Annotated in this window: 19 protein-coding genes; 13 read left to right on the top strand and 6 right to left on the bottom strand. The window is 71.9% G+C overall.

Annotated features, from left to right (window positions below; genetic code table 11):
• Window positions 1-103 precede the first annotated feature (103 nt).
• Entirely contained in the window at window positions 104-3,118 is a 3,015-nt protein-coding gene (locus J5V16_RS16550; RefSeq protein ID WP_208497551.1) for a DUF11 domain-containing protein, read from the bottom strand.
• Window positions 3,119-3,465: 347 nt separating this feature from the next.
• Here J5V16_RS16550 and J5V16_RS16555 point away from each other — a divergent pair, with 347 nt between their 5' ends.
• Window positions 3,466-4,785 carry an extracellular catalytic domain type 1 short-chain-length polyhydroxyalkanoate depolymerase gene (locus J5V16_RS16555; protein ID WP_208497552.1) on the top strand — a complete coding sequence of 440 codons (1,320 nt, stop codon included), beginning with the start codon at window positions 3,466-3,468 and terminating at the stop codon, window positions 4,783-4,785.
• Between the two features lie 71 nt (window positions 4,786-4,856).
• Here the strand turns inward: J5V16_RS16555 and J5V16_RS16560 are convergent, their stop codons facing one another.
• Window positions 4,857-5,501, bottom strand: coding sequence for an excalibur calcium-binding domain-containing protein (locus J5V16_RS16560; RefSeq protein ID WP_307792994.1), 645 nt, complete (start codon window positions 5,499-5,501; stop codon window positions 4,857-4,859).
• A 253-nt stretch (window positions 5,502-5,754) separates the two neighbouring features.
• On the opposite strand from J5V16_RS16560, the gene J5V16_RS16565 reads away from it, so the two are divergent.
• Together J5V16_RS16565 and J5V16_RS16570 are read left to right on the top strand one after the other, a co-directional pair.
• Window positions 5,755-7,044, top strand: coding sequence for a COG1470 family protein (locus tag J5V16_RS16565; protein ID WP_208497553.1), 1,290 nt, complete (start codon window positions 5,755-5,757; stop codon window positions 7,042-7,044).
• A 12-nt stretch (window positions 7,045-7,056) separates the two neighbouring features.
• Window positions 7,057-8,124: an NADase-type glycan-binding domain-containing protein gene (locus tag J5V16_RS16570; protein ID WP_208497554.1), complete on the top strand. Its 1,068-nt coding sequence runs from the start codon at window positions 7,057-7,059 to the stop codon at window positions 8,122-8,124.
• A gap of 67 nt (window positions 8,125-8,191) precedes the next feature.
• Here the strand turns inward: J5V16_RS16570 and J5V16_RS25570 are convergent, their stop codons facing one another.
• A complete protein-coding gene (locus tag J5V16_RS25570; protein WP_307792995.1) occupies window positions 8,192-8,692 on the bottom strand; it encodes a DUF6805 domain-containing protein in 501 nt (166 codons plus the stop codon).
• 168 nt (window positions 8,693-8,860) lie between these two features.
• Between J5V16_RS25570 and J5V16_RS16580 the strand changes: the two genes are divergently transcribed.
• Entirely contained in the window at window positions 8,861-10,141 is a 1,281-nt protein-coding gene (locus J5V16_RS16580) for a cellulase-like family protein (protein ID WP_208497556.1), read from the top strand.
• Window positions 10,142-10,181: 40 nt separating this feature from the next.
• On the opposite strand, the gene J5V16_RS16585 is transcribed toward J5V16_RS16580, so the two are convergent.
• The gene (locus J5V16_RS16585; protein ID WP_208497557.1) at window positions 10,182-10,448 is read right to left on the bottom strand and encodes a glutaredoxin domain-containing protein; all 267 of its coding nucleotides are present in this window, start codon (window positions 10,446-10,448) and stop codon (window positions 10,182-10,184) included.
• Window positions 10,449-10,548: 100 nt separating this feature from the next.
• Window positions 10,549-15,138 (bottom strand): ATP-dependent helicase, encoded by a 4,590-nt coding sequence (locus tag J5V16_RS16590; RefSeq protein WP_208497559.1) that lies wholly within the window; start codon window positions 15,136-15,138, stop codon window positions 10,549-10,551.
• A 177-nt stretch (window positions 15,139-15,315) separates the two neighbouring features.
• Between J5V16_RS16590 and J5V16_RS16595 the strand changes: the two genes are divergently transcribed.
• The 9 genes from J5V16_RS16595 to J5V16_RS16635 all read left to right on the top strand — a co-directional run bounded on the left by J5V16_RS16595 (window position 15,316) and on the right by J5V16_RS16635 (window position 25,606).
• Entirely contained in the window at window positions 15,316-16,182 is an 867-nt protein-coding gene (locus J5V16_RS16595; RefSeq protein ID WP_208497561.1) for a deoxyribonuclease IV, read from the top strand.
• A gap of 754 nt (window positions 16,183-16,936) precedes the next feature.
• Complete coding sequence (locus J5V16_RS16600) at window positions 16,937-18,478, top strand: anthranilate synthase component I family protein (protein ID WP_208497563.1); 1,542 nt, start codon at window positions 16,937-16,939, stop codon at window positions 18,476-18,478.
• Complete coding sequence (locus J5V16_RS16605) at window positions 18,475-19,071, top strand: anthranilate synthase component II (RefSeq protein ID WP_208497565.1); 597 nt, start codon at window positions 18,475-18,477, stop codon at window positions 19,069-19,071. Before J5V16_RS16600 ends, J5V16_RS16605 begins: the two co-directional genes overlap by 4 nt.
• Window positions 19,068-19,691, top strand: a complete 624-nt coding sequence (locus J5V16_RS16610; RefSeq protein ID WP_208497566.1) for a flavodoxin family protein — start codon at window positions 19,068-19,070, stop codon at window positions 19,689-19,691. The genes J5V16_RS16605 and J5V16_RS16610 overlap by 4 nt, the downstream gene beginning before the upstream one ends.
• A 4-nt stretch (window positions 19,692-19,695) precedes the next feature.
• Complete coding sequence (locus J5V16_RS16615) at window positions 19,696-20,913, top strand: MFS transporter (protein WP_208497568.1); 1,218 nt, start codon at window positions 19,696-19,698, stop codon at window positions 20,911-20,913.
• The gene (locus tag J5V16_RS16620) at window positions 20,910-22,121 is read left to right on the top strand and encodes a glycosyltransferase (RefSeq protein ID WP_208497571.1); all 1,212 of its coding nucleotides are present in this window, start codon (window positions 20,910-20,912) and stop codon (window positions 22,119-22,121) included. The genes J5V16_RS16615 and J5V16_RS16620 overlap by 4 nt, the downstream gene beginning before the upstream one ends.
• Entirely contained in the window at window positions 22,111-23,199 is a 1,089-nt protein-coding gene (locus J5V16_RS16625; protein ID WP_208497573.1) for a hypothetical protein, read from the top strand. Before J5V16_RS16620 ends, J5V16_RS16625 begins: the two co-directional genes overlap by 11 nt.
• On the top strand, window positions 23,184-24,593 hold the full coding sequence (locus J5V16_RS16630) for a cytochrome P450 (RefSeq protein ID WP_208497575.1): 1,410 nt from the start codon (window positions 23,184-23,186) through the stop codon (window positions 24,591-24,593). Before J5V16_RS16625 ends, J5V16_RS16630 begins: the two co-directional genes overlap by 16 nt.
• Entirely contained in the window at window positions 24,584-25,606 is a 1,023-nt protein-coding gene (locus J5V16_RS16635) for a glycosyltransferase family 2 protein (RefSeq protein ID WP_208497576.1), read from the top strand. The genes J5V16_RS16630 and J5V16_RS16635 overlap by 10 nt, the downstream gene beginning before the upstream one ends.
• Window positions 25,607-25,655: 49 nt before the next feature.
• Here the strand turns inward: J5V16_RS16635 and J5V16_RS16640 are convergent, their stop codons facing one another.
• The gene (locus tag J5V16_RS16640) at window positions 25,656-26,342 is read right to left on the bottom strand and encodes an EF-hand domain-containing protein (protein WP_208497578.1); all 687 of its coding nucleotides are present in this window, start codon (window positions 26,340-26,342) and stop codon (window positions 25,656-25,658) included.
• Window positions 26,343-26,418: the final 76 nt, after the last annotated feature.

The following is a 26,418-nucleotide window of genomic DNA, read 5'->3' on the forward strand; positions in this document are numbered from 1 at the left end:
CACCTCGCTCGTTCGCGCCTGGTCCTACTGTCCGTTGTCCCGCAGGTTCCTTGACCCGCCGCCGGGGCAGTCGAGGGGGCAGCCGCGGCTGCCCGCGCGGGCATCACCGCCTCCCGACGAAGTCGGGCGGACTGAACCCGCCCGGCACCACCAGGAACGGGGTCTTCACGGTGCCGAATGCCCGCCCCGACACCGGATCGGCGAGCACGTCGCGCTGGCCGAGCTGGTCGTGGCCGAACACCAGCAGCGTCGCGGTGAAAGTCCCGCCCGCCGTGACGGTGACTTCAGTGGACTGTCCGATGAGACCTCCGTCCCACTTGACTTCGACGACCGCGCCGGGCGGGAAGTCCGTGCCGGTGACCCGGGTCGGCCGTCCCGGCGGCCCGAGGCCGGGGTTGACCTCGATCCGCGGCTGGATCACCACGACCGGTGCGTCGTCGGCCGCCGAGGGCGCGCCGTCGGCGGTGACCGTGGCGGAGGCGATGGCTTCGACGGCCGCGTCGGGCGACAGCGTGAACACCACGTCCGTGGAGGCGCCGGAGAGCAGCGGCCCGACCTCGCAGGGCGCTCCCGGCAGGCAGCCCGGAGGCGCGTCGGCCAACGGCAGTTCCTCGGGCAGGGTCGCGGTGAGCTGCGCTGAAGTGATCGGCACGGTCGAGGTATTGGTGACGGTGAACGTGACCGCGAGGTCGTCGCCGCCCACGTACCCCGGCGTCGGCTCGACAGCCGCCACCACCGTCAGTCGCGGTTGCCCTGGGGGCGTTGAAGGTTCGTCCGGTCGCGGTTCGACGGTGATCGCCGTCGCGGCGGTGTTGTTCTCGGGGTCCGGGTCGACCGCGACGGGCGTGACGACCGCTTCGACCGGCTGCTCGCCGAGCGCGTCGCCGCTGACGACGAGGTCGATCTGCGACTGCGTCCGCGTCGCCATCATGTCCACTTGGCACAGTGCACCGTCGGCCGTGCAGCCGGCCGGAGCCGAGACCACGGTGAGCCCCGGCGGCAGTGTGATCTGGACGCTCGCCGCGCTCGGCGCGCGCCCCAGGTTCGAGACGGTGAGGGTCACGGTCGAGTCGTCGCCGAGCAGTACCACCGCCGGGTCGGGTTCCATGTGCAGCGCCATGTCGGCGGTCGGCTGCCATGCGGGGCTGCCGAACTGGCGGTAGTAGTCCGCGTCCTCGCTGATCTGGACGCCTTCGCCGCCGGTGGCCGGAAGGGTCCAGATGGTCGTGTCGTCGTAGATCGGGTCGACGGCGGCGAGCGGGGTGATGGCGGCGATCCCGGGGCTGTACTCGAAGCCCGCGACGACGGCGAGCGCGGTGCCGTCGGGCGAGAACGCCGGGCTCGAGAGGTCCCGATCGTTGAGGTCGCCCGCGAGCGGGACCACCGCGTTCGTGCACGGGTTCTCGGCGGGGCCGGTGCAGTCGTCCGGATCGACGGACCACAGCCGGCTGGCCCGCACGAACACGACGAGCCCGGAGTCCACAGGGGACCATGCGGCGCTCCAGTCGTCGGTGTACGCCTCTTCGGGCGCGGACGTGATCTGCCTTGGGGCGGCAGCGAACTGGGCATCGATCACATGCAGGTAGGTGGCGTAGGACGAGTAGGGGAGCGGCGGGTAGTCGTCGAACTCGTCGGCGTCGCCGATAGGGGCCCAGCCGCGCGCGTAGACGATGCGCGTCCCGTCCGGGGACCAGGACGGCCCGGAGTCCACTGAGGCCCAGATGCGGTCGCTCTCGTCCACGGCCTCGGCGTGCGGCAGCCGCCGCACGGGCGCGGTAGGGTCCGCCAGGTCGAACACCGCGATCTCGGAGATGTAGAGGGCGTTCTCGCTGTCCGGCGGGTACTGGAACCAGTGCTCCACGGCGAGGAACCGACCGTCCGGGGAGAACGCGGGCGCCCGGTAGTACTCGGCCTCGGGCGCCTCCAGCACGACCGGCTCGGCGGCCGGGTCGTCGAGGTCGTCGATGCGGACGGACCCGCTGAGCGACCGCCAGTCCTCGTCGAAGACCTCCGTGTTGTAAGCGAGGCGCCGCCCGTCGGGGGAGTACGCGGGCTCCTCGTCGGCGATGAACGGCGCGGTGCCGCTGTGCGGCTGGGGGTCGGTGCCGTCCGGCAGCGAGGTCCAGACCCGGCTCTGGTCGAGCTCGGTCGCGTACCCCACGGCCTCGCCGAGCCACGTCGGGTGGCCCGCCCGCCGCACGTCCACCGACATCTGCGTGAACGAGCCGCCGCCGTCATCAGGCTCGTACAGGTAGACCTGCCCGTACACGTCCATGTCGGTGGTGGTGAAGGCGATCCCCGTGGGCGTGTACGCCGGCTCGTAGGCGTCCTCGGTCCAGCCCGCCTCGAACAGGGTCCGGTACGGGGTGCAGAAGCTTGGGAACTCGTTGCCGCACAAGTCGTCCGGGATCTCCATGACCTCCCGGCCGCCGTCGCCCGGGTAGCCGGAGAAGGCGATCCACGCGCCGCCGTCCCCGTCGTAGCTCCAGTTCGGCTCCGCTGAAGGGATGTCGGTCAACTGGAGCGGCTCCGCACCCTCGGTGAAGGCCTGCACCCGGAAGATCCGGCTCGCCGACTCGTAGGCGATGGCGTCGCTGCCCGGCGACCAGGTCGGCCACCGGGCGCCTTCCGGTACGGCCTCGAGCGCGTGCTCCTCCGTGCCGTCGATGCGGATGAGGTGGATCCGCCAGGTCCCGGACTCGGAGTCCCGGCTCTCGTAGGCCACCCACTGGCCGTCCGGGGAGACGGACGGGCGGTGGTTGAGCGAACCGTTGTCCGTCACCTGGAAGACCTCCTCGCCGACGCGGGCGAAGATCTCTCGGTGCAGGTCGTCGCCGGTGCCGAGGTCGCTGGCGAAGACCATGACGCCGCCTCGCTGCTCGGCCTGGAGGACGTTGTTCAGGCCGTACTCGTCGAGCGGGAAGTACGTCTCGCCGCCGTCGTCGAGGTGCGCGACGGTGCTGCGCCCGTACCGCAGCTCCGAGTACGCCAAGCGCCCTTCGGTGGGGTCGCCGAGCTCCTCCAATGTGGGCGGGTCGGCGTTGACGGCGTTCCAGACGACCGCCACCGTCGCCAACGCGACGACCGCGGCCAGCAATGCTCGCAGCAGGACCCGCATGACCACCTCGCTCGCCGGGGTGCGGGCACGCGCCCGCACCCTCGATGGTCCCGCAGCCCGGCCGCTCCGGAAGGTCCGAGCGACCGCGGCCGAGGGCGCTCATCGCTGCCCGATCGGGCAGCGGGCCGCGGAGTCTCGGCCTTACTCAGGAGAATTCATCCAATCTATTGACAAATTGAGATGTCGACATCCATCATTGTTTGTTGTATCTACCAACTAATTTCAGGACGACGGCCGCGTTCCGCCTCGAACCCAGGGCGATGGAAGGCGGGGCGCCGATGCGGCCGCACCGCACTCATCGGATCTCTCGCCACCGGCGGCCGCTTCCCCGAGAGAAAGAAGCCTCCATGGCAGGACTCCTCCACTGGCGCCGCGGCGCGGCGGCGGTCTTCGCGATCGCGCTCGCGCTCGCCTCCGCGCTAGCGGTCTTCACGGCCCCCAAGCCGGCCCAGGCCGCGCAGCTCACCCAGGTATCGAACTTCGGGAACAACCCCGGCGGCCTGGCGATGTACCTGTACGTGCCCGACAACGTCGCCCCGAACCCGGCAATCGTGGTCGCCAGCCACTGGTGCAACGGCTCCGCGTCCGAAGCCTTCGGCTGGCAGTACGACGAGCTGGCGGAGCAGTACGGCTACATCGTGATCTACCCGCACGTGACGCGGGACTACAAGTGCTTCGACGTCTCATCCCCGGCCTCGCTCAACGGCACGGGCGGCGACTCGGTCAGCATCAAGTCCATGGTCGACTACGTGCTCTCCAACCACGGGGCCGACCGCAACCGCATCTTCGCCACCGGCTTCTCCTCGGGCGCGATGATGACCAACGTGCTCCTCGGCGTCTACCCGGAGGTCTTCAAGGCCGGCTCGGCGTACGCCGGCGTGCCCTTCACCTGCTTCGCGACCGACAACGGCTCGATGTGGAACTCCGAGTGCTCCGAGGGCCGGATCGACCGCACCCCGCAGCAGTGGGGCGACGCCGTCCGCAACGCCAACCCCGGCTACAGCGGGCCGTGGCCGCGCATGCAGCTCTGGCACGGCACTGAAGACGACGCGCTCCGCTACCCGAACTTCCGGGAGGAGATCGACCAGTGGACGAACGTCAACGGCACCGACCAGACCGCCGACTACACCGACACGCCTGAACCCGACTGGACCCGCACCCGCTACGGCGGCACCGGCGGCCAGGCCCCGGTCGAGGCCAACAGCCTGAACGGCGTCAACCACTTCCCGCCGATCCGTGAGGCCGAGACGCTCCGCTTCTTCGGCCTGACCGGCCAGACGTCGAACGCCAACGCGATCGTGGGCGCCGCCTCGAACCGCTGCCTCGACGTCCCCGGCTCCCCGGCCGCGAACGGCACCCAGGCCGTCCTGTGGGACTGCAACGGCAACGTCAACCAGCAGGTCACCCGCACTGCGTCGGGTGAACTGAAAGTGGCCGGAAAGTGCCTCGACGCCCAAGGCTGGGGCACCGCCAACGGCACCAAGGCCGTGGTCTGGGACTGCTCCGGCGGCGCGAACCAGCGATGGAACGTGAACTCGAACGGCACCATAACGAACGTCCACAACGGTCTCTGCCTGGACGCCAACGGCGCCGCTACCGCTAACGGCACCCAGCTGATCCTGTGGGCCTGCAGCGGTACCGCCAACCAGCGCTGGACCCTGAGATAAGACGCGGGCAGCCGCGATGCCGGTCCCGGCTGCCCGTCCGAGCCCGCAGGCGACAGTCTGCGGGCTCACTCCTATTCGCAGCCGACCCCGTCACCGTCCCGATCGAGGTGCGACCCGTACCCGGGATCGCCGGCGTGGATCGGGTCGGCCCCGGCGGCGCGCACCGCATCGCAGTTCTCGTAAGAGACGCTGCCGCCCCCGTCGTCATCGCCATCGTCGCCGCCGGAACCGCCGCCTGAGTCCCCGCCTCCGGAATCGCCGCCCGAGCCGCCGCCACTGGAGGAGTCTTCACAGCCGACGCCGTCACCGTCGCCGTCGAGCCCGGCGCGGTATCCGGGCTCGCCTTCATGGACCGGCGCCCCGCCGGCATCCCTTGCGGCGTCGCAGTTCTCGTAGTAGACCTCCGACCCGCCCGCGCCTTCGCCGGCCGCTTCGGTCGCCGCCGCTTCGGTGGTCGGCGGTTCGGTCGTGGGCTCCACGGCGGATGGCGATTCGCTCGAGGGTGCTTCGGTCGGGCTCGCGGTCTCGGACGGTGTCGGGGACGGCGTCACCTCGGGCTCGGCCGGGCCGACGATGGCGCCGAGGAGCAGGCCCATGAGGCAGATCGCGACGACGGCGGTCGCGATGACCATGGCGACGATCTGGGCGGTCGAGAACCGGGACCAAAAACCGGGCTGAGGACCGTTGGGGCCCTGCGGGAAAGCATTGACGGACACGTCGACTCCCAGGGAATCGGAGGGGCTGCCGGGGTAGCAGCAGGCTATGCCCGCTGCGGCACTGGGAGAATCCACTGAGCGGTCGACCGGCTACCAGCCGTAAGGGCTCCCTCGTTCGAGTGAACGGCCCTCCGTACGAATGGGATCGGTCTTCGATGACGGGCTGCGGCGGGTCGAACGGGCACCGAATGCTGCCTCCTTCGCTTCCCCTAGCCCCACCTCCGCAAAGAGCCGCCGCCCTTACCGTCCAGTTATGGCCACCGTCGCCTCTCTCAGTCAGCCCGTGCTCGACGTCGTGTGCGGCCAGTCCGCCGCGTCCCCGCTGTCGGTCCACAACACGGGCAAGATCGTCGAGTCCTACCGGTTCGAGGTCCTCGGCGCGCCCGCCGCTTGGGCCGTCGTCGAACCGCAGGAGCTCTCGATCTACCCCGGCCGCGACCAGGCCGTCCAGATCGTGTTCTCCCCGCCGCGACTCCCGAGCGTGCCCGCCGGGCCGGTCCCGTACGCGGTCCGCGTGATCCCGACCGAGCAGCCCGGCACGGCCGTAGTCGTCGAAGGCGAGCTGCGCGTCGAGCCGTTCTACGAGACGACCGCCGAGCTCATCCCGCACACCTCGACCGGCCGCCGCCGCGGCCGGCACGAGGTCGCGGTCGACAACCGCGGCAACGTGCCGATCGAAGTCGGCCTCAGCGGCGCCGACCCCGACGGCAACCTCGAGATCACCCCGGACCCGGAACTGCTCGTCGTCCCACCCGGACAGGCGATGTTCAGCAAGCTCAAGGTCCGCGCCCGCAAGCGCCGCTGGCGCGGCGGCCCGGTCACCCACCCGTTCCGGGCCGCGGCCGTCCGCGAGGGCGCCGAACCGCACGTCATGGACGGCAGCCTTGTGCAGCGGCCGTTCTTCCCCCGCTCGACCGGGCGCTGGCTCGCCGCATTGCTCGCCCTCATCGCGCTGCTCATCGCCGCCTGGATGTTCCTGCTCAAACCCGCGGTCGAGACCGCGGCCACCGAGGCGCTCGCCGACGAGCTAGAGGCCCTGGGCGAGCAGGCCTCCGCCGCGCAGGAGGACGCGGAAGAGGCCGCCGCCCAAGGCGAATCGGCTGAGGCGCTGGCAGAGGAAGTACTGGACGAACTCGCAGGGACCACATTGGACCCGGCCCCGCCCGCGCCGGTCGAGACCGCCACCACGATCCGCCTCGACGTCACCGCGAACGCCGGCGCGACCGCGACCGACGACCACGAGCCCGCCGAAGGCACGATGTTCGCCCTCACCGACCTCATCCTCGAGAACCCGCAGGGCGACACCGGAACCCTCGAAGTCCTCATCGACGGCGACCTGCAGTACCGGCTCTCACTGGCGAACTTCCGCGACCTCGACTACCACTTCGTGACCCCCATCGAAGTGCCCGAAGGGGAGGAGATCACCCTCCGCGTAGTCTGCGAGACGCCGGGCCCGCGCCTGCCCGGCGCGAGCTCCGACGCCTGCCGGCCCGCCGCCGTCCTGAACGGACTGACGGTCGAGCTGCCCGAAGACGAGGAATGACGGAGCGGACCGGTGATCGTTTGCGAAGCCTGCGGCACGGCCGCGAACCCGCAGGACCGGTTCTGCGGCGTCTGCGGCGAGTACCTGAACTGGGAAGAAGATACGGATTCGGCGCCTGAGGCGACCGCGGGTGCCATTGTGCCGCAACGCGGTCCGAACGCGGAAGCGCCGGTGCGGCCCGTCCCGGGCGATCCTGCGCGGCCCGCAGGCCCCCAGCCTGATGCGGCGGTCCCGACGCAGCCGACCGTGCCTCCCCTCGGCCCGGATCCCGCCGCGCAACCACAGCAGACCGGCCCGAACCAGACCCTCGAAGACGCCGCCATTCCCGCGCAACCCGCGCCCGCTCCGACCGGCATCGCCTGCCCCTCCTGCGGCATCGACAACGACCCGAGCCGCCACTTCTGCCGCTCCTGCGGCACCGCGCTCCGCCAGACCGCGCCTCCCGCGAAGGAATCGTGGTGGCGGCGCTGGCGACGCCGCCGCAAGGAGCACGCCGCGGGCTTCCGCCGCAAGCCGCGCCGCAAGTTCCATATCAGACGATTCGTGCTGGTCTCGCTCATCGTCTCGGCCGTGCTGCTGCTCATCGTCTTCCTCCCGGCGCTCCCCGTCTCGCACCCGTGGCTCGAGAACCTGCGCGACCGCGTCTCCGAGGCGAAGCCGGTGTCGCCCAGCACGATCAGCGCCTCAAGCGAGGCGACCAGCGCCGAGTTCGCCTTCGACGGCATCTCCAACGAGTACTGGGCCCCGGATCTCGCGGGCGAGGGCGTCGGCGAATGGATTCAGGCCGACTTCACCGAGCCGGTCCGCCTCGTCTACCTGATCGTCTCGCCCGGCGTCGCCCGCGACCAGGAGGCCTTCCTCGCCCAATCCCGCCCTGAAGAGATCGAACTGCGCATGTTCACTGAGGACGGCGGCGCGGTCACCGAGACCTTCACCCTCTCCGACTCGGCCGAGCCGCAGACCATCGAACTCGGGGTCAGCGACGTGACCGCCGTGCGCCTCACCATCCTCGGCGCTTACGGTCACGAAGAGGGCAAGGCCGTGGCCATCGGCGAACTGGAGTACTTCATCCGAGGCTAGGAACGAGAGTCGGCGGCCCGGCGGCATCGCCGCAGCGCGGAGTCGGCCTAGCGAAGCAGCCGCACGGTCATGAGTCCGGGCGTCGTCTTCCCTCTTGCGCGGCGATCTCGAGCTCGTACGACGTCTCGCGCGGTGCGGTGAGGAGCGGTTTCGGCAAGGCATAGTCGACTTCGTAGACGCCTTCCTCGCCGTCCCAGGTCTGCTCCGCGACAGGTTCGCCGTTCAAACGGATGGTGACCGCGGTCGACCCGCCCGTGTGGCGGTAGCCGACTCGGAGCGCCTGACCGGCCTGATCGGGGTCGTTCAAGACGAGCGACATCCGCGCGACGGTGGAGCGCGCGCGGCGGCCCTGGGCGTCGGCCGATACCTCGGTGGCCTCGTCGCGGAAACCGTGATCGGTCTCGGGCTGCTGCTCGCCGAGGGGCCCTTCGCGAGTGACGACCTTCTCCGGGGCCGAGTCGGCGATGATCGGGACGTAGGCGAAGCCGAACAGCTGGCCGGCGGGAACGTGTCCAGGGCGGCGAGAGCGAGGCAGGCGCCGCCGCGCTTGCGGCGTACCCGCACCGATGTTTCATCCATGTCCACCGTTGAAATGACCATCGACAGGCACGTCACGCGCTCGTATCGTCGTAGCCGTCCGCATGAGGAGCCGAGTATCGTCCTGTCGAGGCTCCGACCGCGCTCGCGGACCCGCCGGTTGACGCCGCCGGAACGACCGACCGCAAGGAGCCGCGACGTGACACCCGACCACCTTCCCGCACGCCTGGCGATGACCCTCTGGGACTTCTCCTGGTACGTGCGCACCGGCCCCGGCGAGCCCTTCGCCGACCTCGACGCCGCAGTGGCGCGGGCCGTCGACCTCGGCTACAACGCGGTGCGCATATGCGCGATGCCGTTCCTGCTCTTCAAATCCGGCGTCGACACGAGCGCGCTGCGCCTCGAACCGCTCGGCGGGGCGGGGACCGGCGACGGGTACGGTTCGCGCGTCCGCTGGTACGACGTGCGTGAAGCCACCGTGGTCGACGCCAAGGCGCACCTGCTGAAGCTCGCGCGGGCCGCCGACCGGCACGGCGTCAAGATCATCTCCTCCTCGTGGGAGTACCAGCAGAGCCCCGCCTTCGCCGCCGGCCCGGCCTGGTATGAGGCCCTGCACGCGGTCCACCCCGACGACCGCATCATGGTGCTCGCCGAAGCGCAGGCCGACCTCGTGGACTTCCTCGCCGAACACGGTCTCGCGCATGTAATCGCGTGCGTCGAGCCCCACAACGAGGTCCAGATCGGACATCTCACCGCCGGGCTGCCCGGCAAGGAGGACGCCGTTGTGGAACTCCAAGGCCGCCTCGAAGCCGGCATCGCCGCGTTCCTCGCCCGCCACCCGGACGTCCTCTGTGCCCCCAACTACGGCGGCGTCCCGATCGGGTCCCTGCGCGGCCTGCCGCGCAACGCGACCGCGCTGGCCTTCCACCCGTACGTCTACGGCGTCCTGGACGACCTCATCGAGGAGTTCGGGCTGCGCCGCGACCCGGCGCGGTTCCCGCAGGAGAAGGCCGACGCCGAACTGTTGAGCGCCGACGCGCCGTCGCTCGCCGAGTGGCGGATCCCCGAGGCGCACGCCTGGAAGCTCAAAGCCTCGATCATGCAGCCCGCCGAGATATACGTGCACGACTGGTGCGACCCCGGCAAGTTCGACCGGTACCTCTACAACGGCTATGGCGCGCAACGGATCGCGATGGCAGGCCGCCTCGCGGACTGGATCGACGTGGCCGCCGACCACGCTGCGCGCATGGGCGTGCCGGTGTACTTCGGCGAAGGCTGGGTCGGGTACACGCCGCGCGACGGCGACTTCGAGGAAGGGCCCGTCGGAGCGCAGATCTGCCGCGACGCGGTCGCGCACTCGGTGCGGGTCGGCGCTTGGGGCACGGTCGTCTGCTCGAACGCCGCGCCGCAGCACCCGATGTGGGCGGACGAAGCGCTGCAGCGCGAATGCAACGCCGCGTTCCTCGCCTCCGCTAGATGACAGGGGCGCCGGGCCCGCCCTGGCGGGCTCGGCGCCGCCGTCAGTTGAGGATCGACAGCTCGCGGAGTTTCGCCTCGACGTCGGCGTTGCTCGGCTCGACCTGGTGGGTCCCGTCCGGGTAGACCACTACGGGGATGTTCGTGCGGCCCGAGATGCCCTGCGCCTCGGCAGCGGCGGCCGGATCGGCCTCGAGGTCGACGTAGTCGAACGCGACGGCGAGCTCGGTGAGCTGCCGCTTCGTGCGGCGGCAGTCCCCGCACCACTCGGCCCCGTACACCCGGAGCGCTGCGCCCGTTTCGTCTGCCATGTCGGCACCTGCCCTTCTGTCGGTGTGGAAGGGTACGCCTCGTGAGGGGCTGACACCAAACTTGCCGGCCGCGCGAGGCGGGTTGCGTGCGGGACAGTCCTTAGGGCCGGAGCCGGAGCGCCTTGTGCGTGGGTCGGAAGCCCGCCGTCTCCAGCAGTGGGGCGAGGGGCGAGGACAGGGCTGAGGCGTCGTTGACGCGTTCGATCGAGAGTGGGCCGGTCGCGCCTGAGCGGGCTGCGTCGGCGAGTGCGTCCACCGCCGCCCGCAGGCCGGTGTCAGAAGCCGCAGTTTCGCCTGCGGGCCAAGCGGTCAGGGTCCTGCCGCCGCGTTCGAGGTAGAGGACGAGCGCGCCGTCGACCAGGACCACCAGCGAGCCGGCCTTGCGGCCCGGCTTGTGGGCCGCGCCCGAAGGCGGCTCGGGCCAGGGGAGCGCGGCGCCGTACGCGTTGGCGGGGTCGGTCGCGGCCAGGACCACGGCGCGCGGTTCGCCGGGGCGGTCGAGTTCGGCGGCCGCGGCGCGCAGGCGGTCGACGGCGCCGTTCGCGGCGAACTGGGCCGCGCCGAGGCCTTCGACCACATAACCGCGGCGGGCCTTGCCGGACTCCTCGAAGACCGAGAGGACCCGGTAGGCCTTCGCGAAACCGCCCTCGACGTCTTCGGCGGCCACCGCGCCGCGCGTGACCACGCCGTGCCGGTCGAGGAGCGCCGTCGCGAGGGCGTGTGCGCGCACGGTCGCATCGGTTGCGGGCGTGGGCAGGAGCGACCAGCGTCCGGCCACCGTGGGCATGACGGCGATCCCGGTCCCGGCGCGGAATTCGCGCCAGCCCGAGCCGACGCCGGGGGAGTAGCGCCCGCGCGGGGCGGTGCGCTTGGCCCGGTGCGCGGTCGCGCCCGGAGCGCTGCCGGAGCCGAGGAACGCGCGCAGCGGGGCGAGCGTGTCATTGGTGACGCGCCCGGCCCAGGCCAGGTCCCAGAGTGCCGCGGCGAGCTGCGCCTCCGACGCCTCGGGGTGCTCGGCCCGGACCTGTTCGGCGAGCTGGCGGAAGAACAGACCGAAGCCGCCGCCGAAGGCATCGAGCAGAGCACTGTGGAGCGGACTGCCGTCGAACGCGGCCGCCTCGGGCAGGAACAGCGGCGCGGTCTCGGCCGGGTAGAGCGCGATCCAGCCATCAGTGCCCGAGAGTGCCCCCGCCCCGGCCCACAGGACCTCGCCGGAGGCGGTGAGCTCGTCGAGCATCACCGGGCTGTAGTCGGCCACGCGCGCGGGCAGGATCAGCTTCTCCAATGCGGATGCCGGTACCGGCACGCCCTGCAGCTGCTCGACGGCGCGGGCGAGACCGTCGACGCCGTGCAGACCGCCTCCCACGTGCTGCCACTCGGGCAGGAACGAGGCGAACGCCGCCGGGGCGACGGGTTCGAGCTCTTTGCGAAGGGCCGCAAGAGAACGGCGGCGCAGGCGGCGCAGCACCGCAGGGTCGCACCATTCGCGGCCCTCGCCGCCGGGCCGGAACTCGCCGCCGACGAGGCGGCCGTCCGCCGCGAGGCGCTGCAGGACGCCTTCGGCGACGGCGGTCCCGAGACCGAAACGGGCGGCGGCGTCCCCGGAAGTGAAGGGGCCGTGGGTGCGGGCGTACCGGGCGAGGAGGTCGCCGAGCGGGTCGGCCACGGGCTCGAGGAACGCGGCCGGGACGTCGGCGGGCAGCTCGACGCCGAGGGCGTCGCGGAGGCGGCCCGCGTCTTCGATTGCGGCCCAATGGTCCTGGCCCGCAATGTTGACGCGGCAGGCCCGGCCCGCGGCCTCGAGTGAAGCGGCCCAAGCGGTGTCCGCGCCGCGTTCAGCCAGTTCAGCGTCGGTGAGCGGGCCGAGGAGGCGCAGGAGGTCGGCGACGCTCTCGGCGTCCCGCGCGCGACGGTCTTCGGTGAGCCACTGCCGTTCGCGCTCAAGGGATTCGAGCGCTGACGGGTCGAGCAGCTCGCGCAGTTCGGCCTGGCCGAGGAGTTCGCCGAGCAGACGGGCGTCGAGCGAGAGTGCGGCCGCGCGGCGCTCGGCGAGCGGCGTGTCGCCCTGGTACATGAACTGCGCGACGTACCCGAACAGGAGCGACCGGGCGAACGGCGAGGCCTCCGGGGTCGCGACCTCGATCAGGCGGATGCGGCGGGCCTCGATGTCGCCCATGAGCTCGGCGAGGCCGGGCACGTCGTACACGTCCTGGAGGACTTCGCGGACGGCCTCGAGGATGATCGGGAACGACGGGAACCGGGAGGCGACCTCGAGCAGCTGCGACGACCGCAGCCGCTGCTGCCACAGCGGTTGGCGCTTGCCGGGTTGGCGGTGCGGCAGCAGGAGCGCGCGGGCCGCGGCCTCGCGGAAGCGGGAGGCGAACAGGGCCGAGCCGCTCACGGCCTCGGTGACGATGTCGGTGATCTCGCCCTTGTCGAACGCGAGGTCGGAGGGGTCGAACCCGAAGTCCTCGGTGTCGGGCAGGCGCAGCACTAGGCCGTCGTCGTGGTGCATCAGCTGAGGGTCGACGCCGTGGCGTTCCCGAAGGCGCGCACCGAGGGCGAGCGCCCACGGCGCGTGCACCCGCGCCCCGAACGGGGAGTGGACGACCACGCGCCAGTCGCCGAGCTCGTCGCGGAACCGCTCGACCACGATCGTGCGGTCGTCGGGCACGTGCCGGGTGGCCTCCCGCTGCTCGTCGAGGTAGGCGAGGGCATTGCGGGCGGCGAAGTCGTCCAGGCCCGCCGCGTTGAGGCGGCGGTGCGCTTGATCCTTTGGGAGCGAAGCGATCTCGCGGGTGAACGCGCCGAGGGCGCGGCCGAGTTCGAGCGGTCGGCCGAGGGTGTCGCCGATCCAGAACGGGAGTCGGCCGGGCACGCCGGGCGCGGGCGAGACCACGACGCGGTCGCGGGTGACCTCCTCGATGCGCCAAGAGGAGGTGCCGAGGGAGAACACGTCGCCGACGCGCGACTCGTACACCATCTCCTCGTCGAGTTCGCCGACGCGGCCGCCGCCGCGCTTCGGGTCGGTGCCCGCGAGGAAGACCCCGAAGAGGCCCCGGTCGGGGATGGTGCCGCCCGAGGTGACGGCGAGGCGCTGCGCGCCCGGCCGGGCCGACAGGTTCCCGGTCGTGCGCTCCCACACCAGGCGCGGGCGCAGCTCCGCGAACGCGTCCGACGGGTACCGCCCCGCCAGCATGTCCAAAGTGGCCTCAAAGGCGGATTCGGGGAGCGACGCGAACGGCGCGGCGCGGCGGATGGTCGCGAGGAGGTCGGACACGGACCAGTCGTCCATCGCGCACATCGCCACGATCTGCTGCGCGAGCACGTCGAGCGGGTTCGCCGGGACGGTGAGCGCTTCGATCGCGCCCGCCCGCATGCGTTCTGCGACCACCGCGGACTGCACGAGGTCCCCGCGGGTCTTCGGGAAGAACACGCCCCGCGAGACCGCCCCCACCTGGTGCCCGGCCCGGCCGACGCGCTGCAGCCCCGACGCGACCGACGGCGGGGCCTCGACCTGGACGACGAGGTCGACCGCGCCCATGTCGATGCCCAGCTCCAGACTGGAGGTGGCCACGACTGCCCGCAGCCGCCCGGACTTCAGGTCCTCCTCGACCTGCTTGCGCTGCTCCTTCGAGATCGAGCCGTGGTGGGTGCGGGCCAGCAGCGGCGGCGCGCCCGGGGTCGCCGAGGCGTTGCCCATCAGCGCGGCCGGGCCGTGGTCCTCCGGCAGGCTCCGGCCGGTCCGCCGCTCGTACTCGATCTCGTTGAGCCGCCCCGAAAGCCGCTCGGCCACCCGGCGGGCGTTCGTGAACACGATCGTCGACTGGTGCTGCTCCACGAGGTCGGTGATGCGCTCCTCCACATGCGGCCAGATCGACCCGGCCGAGCGGGCCTCGGCCGCCGCCGAAGCGCCCGCGACCGGCGCGCCCGCGAGGTCGCCCATGTCCTCGACCGGCACCACCACCGACAGGTCGAACACCTTCGCGGACGGCGGCTGCACGATCGCGACGTTCCGCTGCGGGGACAGGAACCGCGCCACCTCCTCGACCGGCCGCACGGTCGCCGAGAGGCCGATCCTGCGGGCGGGCCGCGCCAGCAGCGCGTCGAGCCGTTCCAGCGAGATCGACAGGTGCGCACCGCGTTTGGTGCCCGCGACCGCGTGGACCTCGTCGAGGATCACGGTCTCCACGCCCGCCAGCGCCTCCCGCGTCTTCGAGGTGAGCATGAGGAACAGCGACTCGGGCGTGGTGATGAGGATGTCCGGCGGCCTGAGCGCGAGCGACCGCCGCTCGGCGGGCGGCGTGTCGCCCGAGCGCACCCCGACCTTGATATCGGGCTCGGGCAGGCCGAGCCGGGCCGCTTCGGCGCGGATGCCCGCGAGCGGGACGGCGAGGTTGCGCTCCACGTCGACGCCGAGCGCCTTCAGCGGGGAGATGTAGAGGACCCGGCAGCGCCGCTTCGGCTCGGCCGGCGGCGGCGCCGACGCGAGGGCGTCGAGCGCCGAGAGGAACGCCGCGAGGGTCTTGCCCGATCCGGTCGGGGCCACGACCAGGACGTCCTTCTCTTCGGCGAGGGCCTGCCACGCGTGCTCCTGCGCGGGCGTGGGCGCGTCGAACGCGGCCTTGAACCACGCGGCGGTCGCGGGCGAGAACCGCTCGAGCGCGGACTTGCGTGGAGCACGGGCCATGGCGTCAATGGTGCCCCGAACCACCGACAAGCTCTGCGCGCTTCGGCGAACCAGTCGGTGCGGGCGTCGGCGCGTGGCGGCGGACGAGCTTGCGAATGCGCTGCTCTGGTGGCTCTGCTTTCCGTTACGCTGGGCGGTTGCGGGGCGGATGGGACGAGCTGTCGGGGGGAATGTCGGATGGGCAGGCGTAAGAAGGCGGTGGACCACAAGGTCGGCGCGCACGTCCCTGTGGGAGGCGGCCTGGTCAAGCGCGGGATCGCCAATGCTATCGAGTTCGAGGTCGAGGCGTTGCAGGTGTTCATCGGCTCGCCGCGCGGCTGGGCCCCGCCCCGCCTGGACCAGGGGGTGGCCGACGACTTCCGGGAGCAGTGCGCCGAACGCGGCTGGCCCGTGTACCTCCACGCCGCCTACCTGGTGAACCTCGCCTCGCCGGTGCCCGAGACGGTGGAGAAGTCGGTCGAGAACCTCCGGGTCGCGATGGAGTCCGCCGCGCGGATCGGCGCGCTCGGAGTCGTCGTGCACGCCGGATCGTCGATCGACGGCGACCGGAGCGCCGCCCTGCGGCGCCTCGCGCCCGTGTTCCGCACGGTCCTCGCCGACGCCTCGCCCGCCGTCCGGCTCCTGGTCGAGCCCACCGCGGGCGGCGCCAATTCGATGGCGTCCACACTGGCGAGCGCCGCCGAGTACCTGGACGCCGTCGGCATCGCCGAAGTCGGCCTGTGCCTCGACACCTGCCACATGCACGCCGCGGGCGAGCACCTGGCCGACCGGGACGGCTTCGAAGCATCGCTCAAGGCGCTGAACGCCGCCGTCGGGCCCGGCCGGGTCGGGCTCATCCACTTCAACGACAGCAAGGACCACATGGACTCCCGCCGCGACCGGCACGAGGCCCTCGGCGAGGGCCTCCTCGGCGACGAAGGGCTCAAGGCCGTGGCGGCGAGTCCGTCGCTGGCCGGTGTGCCGCTCATCGTCGAGACGAACACCCAGGCCCGCGATGTGGCCCACGCGAAGGGGCTGCTGGCGGAGATCGCCGCAGGCGCATGACGGCGGCTGCGCGGTCGCGGTCTCGGGCGCGACCGCGCAGCCATCCATCCGCACCGGGGGGAAGTCTCGGACCGGGGCCGGCTCGCGGTATCGGCGCGGGTCATGGATTGCAAGAGCAGATCCACAGTGGTTCGGTGTGAATGGATGTTGGATTCAATGTTCGTAGGTGCAATTCGCCTTTGCTGCGATCCCGAGTGGTGCGGCGATTTGCGAGCATCTTCTTTTCGGGCACCTCTTTTTGATCACGGCCAAGGCCCTGCTGTGCGATTCGGGAAGAGCGGCCGGATCGCGTGACGGCGGGTACGGGTCGAGGGGTGTCGAGTGCGTGTCAGTGACGCGGTGTGTCAGATCGGTGACGATCGTATGAGGCGCGAGGGTTCGTGTCAAGCGCACCCTGGAATGCGTTTCCCCTGGGGTGCAAGTAAATGATCTGGCAATACTGGGACTCGATGATTCCATTGTGACCGGAAACGGCGCACAGGCAAACGCTCGCGTTGTGCGATCCGGGTGCGGCATCCCAGTGATCGGGACTATGTCCATCGTCACACCTAGCGCGCTACAGTGGAAGCGCGCCCCCGCTGAGCACCGCAATCATGACCCTGTGAGTCCGGTGAGAAGCCGCGACTCGCGCACCATCAACCTCAATGGATACGGCTGATCCCGTTCGGCCCCAATGGTATGGGAGCGCTACCTAATGCAATTGCCCTCCCGGTGCTAGCCTTTGCCCGATCCCTCGGCGAAAGGTCCCCCTTCGATGAGCGCAGCCGCTGACCGCATCAAGATCGAATTGCGGCGCTACGAGTGCCAGGCCGAAGACCCGTTCGTGTCGTTCATCCGACTCCGCGCCGCCGAAGGCGAGCAGCAGGTCTTCCTCCTCGAGTCCCTGGCGGGCCCCGCAGCCGACAAGACCCGCGCGGTGATCGGCGCGGCCCCGCTGCTCGACGTGGTCGTGCGCGACGGCGTCATCGAGCTCGACGGCCGCGAAGCCTGGCTCGCTTGGGCGGCCGAGCGCATGGCCGGCTTCGCGGGCACCCGGCCCGAAGGCGACCGGTTCTTCCGCCTCCACGAGCGCGCCGGACTCTGGGAGGCCCTGCGGCACCTGGAGAGCGGCCTCGACGTCGACGGCCTTGACCACACGCGCTTCGGGTTCGGGTTCGTCGCCCTCCTCAGCTACGACGCCGTGACCTACATCGAGACCCTGCCCCGCCTCATCGAGGCCCACGACCGCGTCCCCGACGCCGTCTTCCGGATCTACCGCTCCGTCATCGAGATCGACCTCGTGAACGACGACGCCGAGCTCACCGTCGCCCACTGCCCCGCATGGGACGAGACCGACCCCGACGCCGTGCACCGCGCCGTCGAAGCGGCCCTCGCCGCCCCGGCCCCCGCGCCCGCCGCCGTCCCCGAACCGCCCCTCGGCGATGTCGAACCCGAGCTCACCATCGGCCCCGCGGCCTACGGCGAACGCGTCGAGCGCTCTTTGGACCGCATCCGCGCCGGCGACATCTACCAGGTCCAGATCGGCCACGAGGTCCGCATGCGCGGCAAACGGTCCGACCTCGACGTGTACCTGCGCATGCGCGCCAACAACCCCTCGCCGTACATGGGGTTCGTGCCCTTCGACGACCTCACGCTCCTCAGCGCCAGCCCCGAACTCCACGTGCGCATCGAAGCCGACCGGCTCACCATGCGGCCCATCGCCGGGACGGCCCGCCGCGGCGCCACCGCCGCCGAGGACGCCGCCCGCTCGATGCGGCTGCGCGGCGACGAGAAGGAGATCGCCGAACACATCATGCTCGTCGACCTGTGCCGCAACGACCTCGGCCGCGTCGCCGACCCCGGCTCCGTCGAGGTCGACGTCCTCATGAGCGTCGAGACGTACTCCCATGTCCTGCACCTGGTCTCCACAGTCACCGCCGACCTCGCCGCCGGTTTCGACGCCTACGACGTCATCCGCGCGACCTTCCCGGCCGGGACCATGACCGGCGCGCCGAAGCTGCGGGCCATGGAGATCATCGAGACCACCGAGACGAGCCGCCGCGGCATGTACGCGGGCGCGTTCGGCGTCATCGGCTTCGGCGGGTTCACCAACCTCGCCCTGAGCATCCGCACGATCGTCGCCTCCGGCGACGCCTACACGGCCCGGGCCTCCGCCGGGGTCGTCGCCGACTCCTCGCCCGAAGGCGAATGGCGCGAGACCCTCGCGAAGCTCGGCTCCTCGATCCACGCCGTCGTCGGCCCCACCGCCGCGACCGACCCGGCCGCCGATCCCGCAACGAAGGGCGAAACCCCATGAAGGCCCTGCTCATCGACGCGTACGACAGCTTCGCGCACATCATCTACCAGTACCTGCGCGTCCTCGACATCGAGACGGACGTGATCCGCTCCGGCGACATCGCCCCCGCCGGCGCCCTCGCGCACGACGGCGACTTCGTGCTCCTCGGCCCCGGCCCCGGCACCCCCGAGGACTCCGGGCACGTCGAGATGGTCCGCGCCCTCGCCGGCGTCAAGCCCGTCCTCGGCGTCTGCCTCGGCCACCAGGCCATCGGCGTCGCTTTCGGCGCCAGCGTGCGGCCCGCCCGCCACCTCATGCACGGCAAGACCAGCGCCATCGGGCACGACGGCCGCGGCGTCTTCGCCGGGGCGCCGGAGCCATTGCGCGCCACCAGGTACCACTCGCTCATCGTCGTCGAGGACACGCTCCCGGACGAACTCGAGGTCACCGCCCGCTCGACCGACGACGGCTACGTGATGGGCCTGCGCCACCGCCGCCACCTCGTCGAAGGCGTCCAGTTCCACCCCGAGTCCATCCTCACCGAAGCCGGCATGGGACTCTTCGCCGGATTCGCCGCCGCCGTCCGCGATCAGCACGCCGGAGCGCCGGCATGAGGATCCTGACGATCAACGGCTCCGAGCGGTCCCGCGGCTCCACCTGGCTCGCCGTCCAGGCCATCGTGGAGCGCGCCCACGCCCGCGGCTGCGACACCCACCAAGTGGACCTCGCCGAGAAGCGCGTCATCCGCTGCGACTGCGGCCGCTGCAACTCCCGCCCCGACCCGTGCCCCGTGGACGACGACGTGGCCGAGATCGTCGGCGACATGATCGCCGCCGACGCCGTGTTCCTCGCCGCGCCCGTGCACGGCTTCGGCCTCTCCTCGCTCATGCAGACCTTCGTCGAACGCGCCGGGGTCGGGCACCTGCGCTTCGAACGGCCCCTGACGAACACGATCGGCGCCGTCGTCGTCATCGGCCGCCGCTACGGCCACCTCGACGTGCACGCCCAACTCCTGCACAACCTCCTGCTCAACCGCTTCATCATCGTCGGCAGCGGCTTCCCGGTGACCATCCACTCCGGCGGCGAGCAGGGCGTCCTCTCCGACACCGAGGGCATGGAGGCCCTGCACCGCACCGTGGACCGCATCATCGACATCGGCACCGCCCTCGCCGAGTCCGGGACGCGGCTGCCGCGCCCGGCCCAGGTCGAGCGGCGCGTCGGCAGGACGAGCTGACCGGGTGACCGCGACAGACGCGCCCGCCCGCACCGGCGGGCTCGGCCTCCTCATCGGCAGCAAGTTCGCCTCGACCGTCGCCTACGCGACCTCGTGGGTGCTGCTGCCGCTCTACGTCTACCAGGAGAGCGGGTCGGCGGTCCTCACCGCGCTCGCCTCCGCCGCCAACGTGCTCCCGTTCCTCCTCTTCGGACTCGTCGCGGGCGCCGCGGTCGACCGCTCCTCGCCGGTGCGGGTCATGGCCGCGATGGAGGTCGCCAACGCCGCCGTGCTCCTGTGCGTGCCGCTCCTCGCCGCCACCGTCGGCGCGGGCCCGCTCGTGCTGTGCGCCATCGGGTTCGCCTCCGCGACCGCGTACGTGTGGTTCGACGTCGCCAGCGCCGCGCTCGTCCCCGCGCTGGCCGGGACCGACGGGGTCTTCCGCGCGAACAGCCATCTGTGGATGACCACCACGGTCCTCACCGCCGTGGCGGCCCCGGTCGGCTACTTCCTGCTCGACTCGCTCCGGCTCGGCCCCACGTTCGCGGCCCTCGCGGGCTGCTACCTCGTCTCGGCCGTGCTCGTCGCCGCGATCCGGCACGCCCCGGAGGCGACAGGACCGTCCCGACCCGAGAGAGGCGCGGTCTGGGCCGGGGTCAAATACCTTGCGGCCCATCCGCTCCTGCGAACTTACACAGCGGTCAACGTGGGCGTCGGCGTGAGCGCCGGGGCCGTCTACGGGATGCTCGTCGTGTTCGCCTCGCGGGCGCTCGGCCTCCCGAGCGACGACTACCGGGTGGCGTGGATCGTCGCCGCCTCCGGCGTCGGCGCGCTCATCGGGGCGATCGCGGCCCGCCGCTTCAAGCACGTGCCGCCGATCCCCGCCGCCCGCTGGATGACCGGGCTCGACCTGGTCCTGCTGCTGTCCTACGCGGCCGCGCCGTCGTGGTGGGCCGCCGCCGCACTCCTCTCGTGCTGGAACGCCGTCCACACCTGCTTCCTCGTCGTGGGCATCTCGGTGCGCCAGACCGCGACCCCGCAGCGGCTCCAGGGCCGCGTGAACGCCATGGGCCGCATGATCGTCTGGGGCTCGGTGCCGCTCGGTACGCTGCTGTGCGGAGCCCTCACCGAGCTCGCCGGTCCACGATGGGCACTGGCCACCCTGGGCGTGTTCGCGCTCGCGGGCCTCGTCGTCGCCGTGCGCGCCCCGAGCGCGCTCGCCATGGAGAAAGTTGCGCAATGACCGAATCCCGTCCACTGAGGGTGCTGTTCGTCGCCTTCAGCCGCTCCAGCCTCGGGCACGTGACGCGCATGCGCACGGCCGCAAGGCGGTTCGCCGACGCCGGGCACACTGTGGCCGTCGCCGCCCACGAAGAGGTGCGGCACCTGGTCGAGCACGCGGGGCTGGACTGGATCGGCGTCGACGAGATCGGGCCCGCCCCGGCCTGGCGCGGCATGAACGACGTCGCGAGCCTGCGCGCGTTCGCCCGCACGCGGCTCGCCAGCCCCGAGTACGTGGAGGCGTCACTGCGCGACGAGCTGCGCGCGATCGCCGACTTCGCGCCCGACGCGGTCGTGAGCGACATGCGGAACACCGCCTCCGTGGCGGCGTCCATGCGCGGCCTGCCGAGCTTCACCTGCCACAACCTGCGGCTCTTCAAGCACCCCATGCACGCCGTGCTCCCGGAGATCCTGGCGACCCTGGCGCAGGTCGGGATCGCCCCGGAGCACCGCCGGCCGCTCGGCGACGCGGTGCTCGTGCCCGACCTCGCGCTGCTCGACCCGCTCGCGGACATCCCCGCCGAGACCGCCGCGCTCGTGGCCGGGCTGACCGCCGAGATCCGGCACGTCGGCCCGCTCGTCCCGCGCGACCTGCTCGAGCAGCCCGTCGCCGCCGAACGCGAACCGGTCCTGAACGTGACGCTCGGCGGTTCGGGCGCGGGGGACCAGGACCTGCTGCGAATCGTGGCCGCCGCGAGCGGCCTCGGGGTGCGCCTCGCGGTGACCCTCGGTGTTGAGGGGCCCGGCAGCGACGCGCTCGCCGAGCAGGTGCGCGCCGCCGCGGGCGACGCGGACCTCGACATCGCGGCGTTCCGCCACGACGCGGTCGATCTCATGGCGCGCAGCACCGCCGCCGTCGTCCACGGCGGACACTCCTCGCTCATCGAAGGCCTGCTGTGCGCGACGCCGCTGGTGTTCGTGCCGGCCTCGGCCGAGCAGCGCGGCAATGCCGCCCGCGTCGCAGGTCTGGGCCTCGGTGCCGTTGTAGCCGAAGACGATCCGGTCGAGACCGTCGCGGAGACGATCCGGGCCGCGCTGCGCGCCGACCGGGCCGCCCACACCGGGTTCGCGAACGTGCTGCGGGCCGCCGACGGCGCGGGCGCGATGCTCGACGCCGTCGAGCGGGCCGTCGCGCTGCGCCGCGCCACGGGAGGCGTCGATGCGCGCTGAGATCCGCCTGTCCACGGCGATCATGACCCATCCGGCCCGTGAGGACCGCGCGGCCAAGCTCGCCGAGTCGCTGCCGGGGCTCAACCCGGCGATCGTCGTCGACGAGGGCGAGCCGGGCCGGGGCAACCTCGCCAACGCCTTGCGCGCCTGGGCCGCGGTGGGGGAGGACGCCACCCACCACCTGGTGCTCCAAGACGACGTCGTCCCCTGCGACGGCTTCCCCGCGCTCATGCACCGCGCCGTGGCCGCGCGGCCCGCCGACGCGATCAGCCTGTTCTGCGAGTGGGGTTCGCGCAGCGCGACCCTCGCGCGCGCCGCGGCCCGCCGCGGCTGGGCCTGGGCGCGCGCGGTCGACATGTACACCCCGTCCCAGGGGCTCGTCCTGCCGCGCGAGACCGCCTTGGCGTTCGCGGCCGTCGAGGACACCGGCGGGGCGGACGACCACGCGCTCGTCGACTACCTGCGCGGCAACGGGATCGCGAACGTCGTCACCGTCCCGAACCTGCTCGAGCACGACGACCGGTTGAGCCTGACCGCCAACGGCTTCCAAGGCCCGCGCCTGTCGGTCTGCACCGCGCCCGCCGGGGCCGACCTCGACTTCGAGACGCCCGTGGCCGGGACCGGCCTCACCCGCCTGCCGTACGCGTCCTGGATGCGCGTCCACGCCGAATGGTTCTACTGCGGCGAGACGCCCCAGAACTACACCTGGCTCGGCGACTTCGGCGACACGCGGCTGCCCGAGGGGTTCCGCAAGGCCGACCTCGCCGACCGGTTCCGCGCCGACCTCGCCCAAGTCGGCGCGCCCCTGACGCAGGCGGTGAGCGAACTGGCGCTCTTCGAGTACTGGACCGTCCACTTCGCGCTCGGACTCGTCCAGCCCGGACCGCTCGAGACCCGGCCCGGCCCGTTCGCCGAGGCCGCGTTCGCGACCGCGTTCCCCGGGCTGTTCCGCCGCTACCTGCCGATGACCGCCGTCGAAGCGCTGCGCGGCAGCGCGGGCCGCCTCGCCGCCGCCGCGTTCGAGCACGGTGCCGCCGCCGACATCGAACGGCCGCACGCTGAATGGCACGAACGGTGACCGTCCCCGGGCCGCCCCCGCACCGCTGGCTCGGGCGGCGGCGCAACGCCCACGAGTACGCCGTGGACCCCGTCGGCTACACCGCGCGCCTGTACCACGAGCACGGTCCCGTCGCCGGACTCGTGCAAGGCGACCGCAAGCAGGTCTTCGCGTTCGGGCTCGAGCACAACCGGGCCGTGCTCACCCGCGGCGACACCTTCCACACCGTGCTCGAATACGCGATCCCGCAGGGCATCCGCGACGCCAGGCGCGGCATCGGCCTGCTCAACATGAACGGCCCCGAGCACCGGCAGGCCCGCCGCGTCGCCACCCCCTCCTTCAAACCCCAAGCGGCCCTGACGCATCGGGGCCTGATCGCCCGCCTCGCCGCCGAGGAAGTCGACTCGTGGACCCCCGGCGAGCCCTTCGACCTGACCGACCGGATGCGCCGCCTCACCCTGCGGATCGCCTGCCTGTGCTTCTTCGGCGCCGACATCGCCGACCGCGCCGACCACATCGGACGCATGGTGCAGGACATGCTCGCGCTTCGCTACTTCGCCTCGTCGATCCGGTACTTCCCGTTCGACCTCCCTGGCACCCCCTACCGGCGGCTCCTCACCGTGATCCGCCGCCTCGACGACGCCCTCGCCGACATCATCGAGGCCCGTCGCGCCGGCGGCGACAGGCCCGACCTCCTCCAGTCCCTCATGGACGCCCGCGACGACGGTCGCGGCTTCAGCGACGACCAGCTCGTCGGCCAGCTCACCACCCTCCTCGTCGCCGGGCACGAGACCTCCTCCAATACCCTCGCCTGGACGCTCCTGCTCCTCTCCCAGCACCCCGCCGAGTACGACGAGCTCCTCGCCGACCTCCCCGAACAGCCCGGCACCGACTTCACGTTCCCGGCGAGCCTCGACCACGTCCTCAAAGAGACTCTGCGGCTCCTCCCGCCCGGCCCCAACACCTCCCGGATCGCCGTGCAGCCCACCGCGATCGGCGGCCACGAGATCCCCGCCTGGTGCCAGATCGTCACCAGCAAGTTCGCCACCCACCGCGACCCCGCGGTCTTCCCCGAACCCCTGCGGTTCCGACCGGGTCGCTGGGCGACCGCCAGACCGAGCCTCTACGAGTACCTGCCCTACGGCGCGGGCCCGCACGCCTGCATCGGCGCGGCCTTCGCCGACCTCGAGATGAAGACCGTGCTCGCCGCCGTCCTCGGCCGCTACCGCCTCGACCCGGCCCCCGGCGCGGTCGTCTCCCGCCAGGTCGGACTCATGATGGCCCCCAAGGGACCCGTGCCCGTGATCGCACGCCCCCGCAGCGACCCCGCCCCGCCGCGCACCGCGCTCGCGGGCGACATCCACGACATGGTGGACCTCGACGGCGAGACCCGATGGAGGCTCGGATGGCAGTGAACCCCCCGGTCAGTCTGGTCATGGCGACCTGCGACAAGCGCGAATACCTCGCGCTCACCCTCGAATCCCTACTGGCCCAGACCTATACGCGGTTCGAAGTCGTCGTATGCGACGACGGCACCGCGGGCGGCGTCGCCGACATCACCGACCAGCTCCGCGACCGGATCGCGATCACCCTCGTGGTGCAGGAGAACCGCGGCCGCGCCGCCGCCCGCAACGCCGCCCTCGAACGCGCCCAAGGGGACCTCGTCGTGTTCATGGACGACGACCGCATGGCCGCCCCCGAATTCGTCGCCGCGCATGTCGCCGCCACCGCCGACGGCAAGGGCGTCATCGGCTGGAAGCGCCGCGCCCTCACCTGGTGGCGGCCCGGCGTGCTCCCCGTCAGCGAGCACGACCTGCTCCGCCTCGCCGACCGCGTGGGCTCCGCCGAGCGGCTCAACGCGCCGATCAGGCTCCTCGCCCCCGGCGACCTCGCCGCCGACCCCGAAGCCGTGCTCGCCCCCGTCGAGAAGGGCGGCACCGCCCTCGGCGACGAGCCCGACAACTACCACGCGATCGTCGAGGAGTACGGGACCGGCCTGGACGACTTCCGGTTCGGCTGGGCGCTCGCGACCACCGCCAACCTCGGCGTCGCCCGCGACGCGATCACCGCGGCCGGGGGCTTCGACGAGACCTTCACCGGCTGGGGGCTCGAGGACACCGACCTGAGCTACCGGCTCCACCGCCTCGGCGTCCGCTTCTCGGTGGACGCCGACGCCGTCAACTACCACCAGATCCACCCGCTCGCCGACCCGGACCCCGCGGTGGCGTCGCGCATCATGCGCGCCCAGCTCATGAAGAACCTCGACCACTTCTGCCGGCGGCACCGCGCGCTCGACGCCTACCTCTTCCGGCGGCGCTGGGAGCATGCCGTGACCCTCGCCGAGGCCGACCGGCTCCTGAAGCGGGTCGAGGCGGAGTCGGACCCGCTGCTGCGCCGCGAGCTCGAAGCGCTCTACGGGGACCGCTGAGGGCGGCGCCGTCCGGCGCCGCCCCGAGCGTCGACTGACCTTGCCGCCCTTAGAAGTCGGCCGGGGCCAGTATCGGGCTGCCGACCTTGCCCATGAGGTCGTTCACCGGATGGTTCCGCTCGCTGCCGAGGAAGAACCCGAAGATCGCGCTGCGCCACTCGTCGGGCGAGATCCGGTTGTCGTGATCGGTGTCCAGGTGCTCGAACACGCGGTGGCTCTCCTGGTAGTCCACGCCGTTCCAGTTCCGCAGGAGCTGCACGAACTCGCCGGAGCTGATGAGCCCGTCGCCGTTCTCGTCGGCGATCGCGAAGTACGCGTCCGCGATCGAGGCGAGCTTCGCGGCCGCGGCGATCTGGTCGGTGAGCATGTGCTCGGCCAGCGCGCGGCGCAGCTCCTTGCGGCCCACGCGGCCTTCGTCGCCGACGGCCTTCGGGGCGATGAACTCCGTCCACAGCCGACTGGTGGCCTCGCGCAGTTCGAGGCCCATCGGGCTGTCGACCGGGACGCCGCGGGCGCCCAGGACGCGGGCGGCCGCCTCGGCCAGGTTCGCCTCGGTGATGTAGTCGTTCCCCTCGGTGTCGAGCGTGTCGAACCAGCGGTCGAACTTGTTCAGGCGCACCCGCCCGACGTTCCCCGTCCGGCTGATCCTGGCGGCGACCACGACCGCCGCCCCCGCGGCGGCGACCGCCGTCGCCGCGGCCCCGACTGCCAGCGCCTTCTTCCTGTTCCGCTTCATGGGTCTCCCGTTCCCTCGTGCGCGGCCGGCTCCCGTGCGGGAATGTCCGGTTTCCTGTCCAGTCCGGATCGTGCCA

Origin of the sequence: Glycomyces niveus, assembly GCF_017592475.1 — a bacterium.
Classification (GTDB): domain Bacteria; phylum Actinomycetota; class Actinomycetes; order Mycobacteriales; family Micromonosporaceae; genus Glycomyces; species Glycomyces niveus.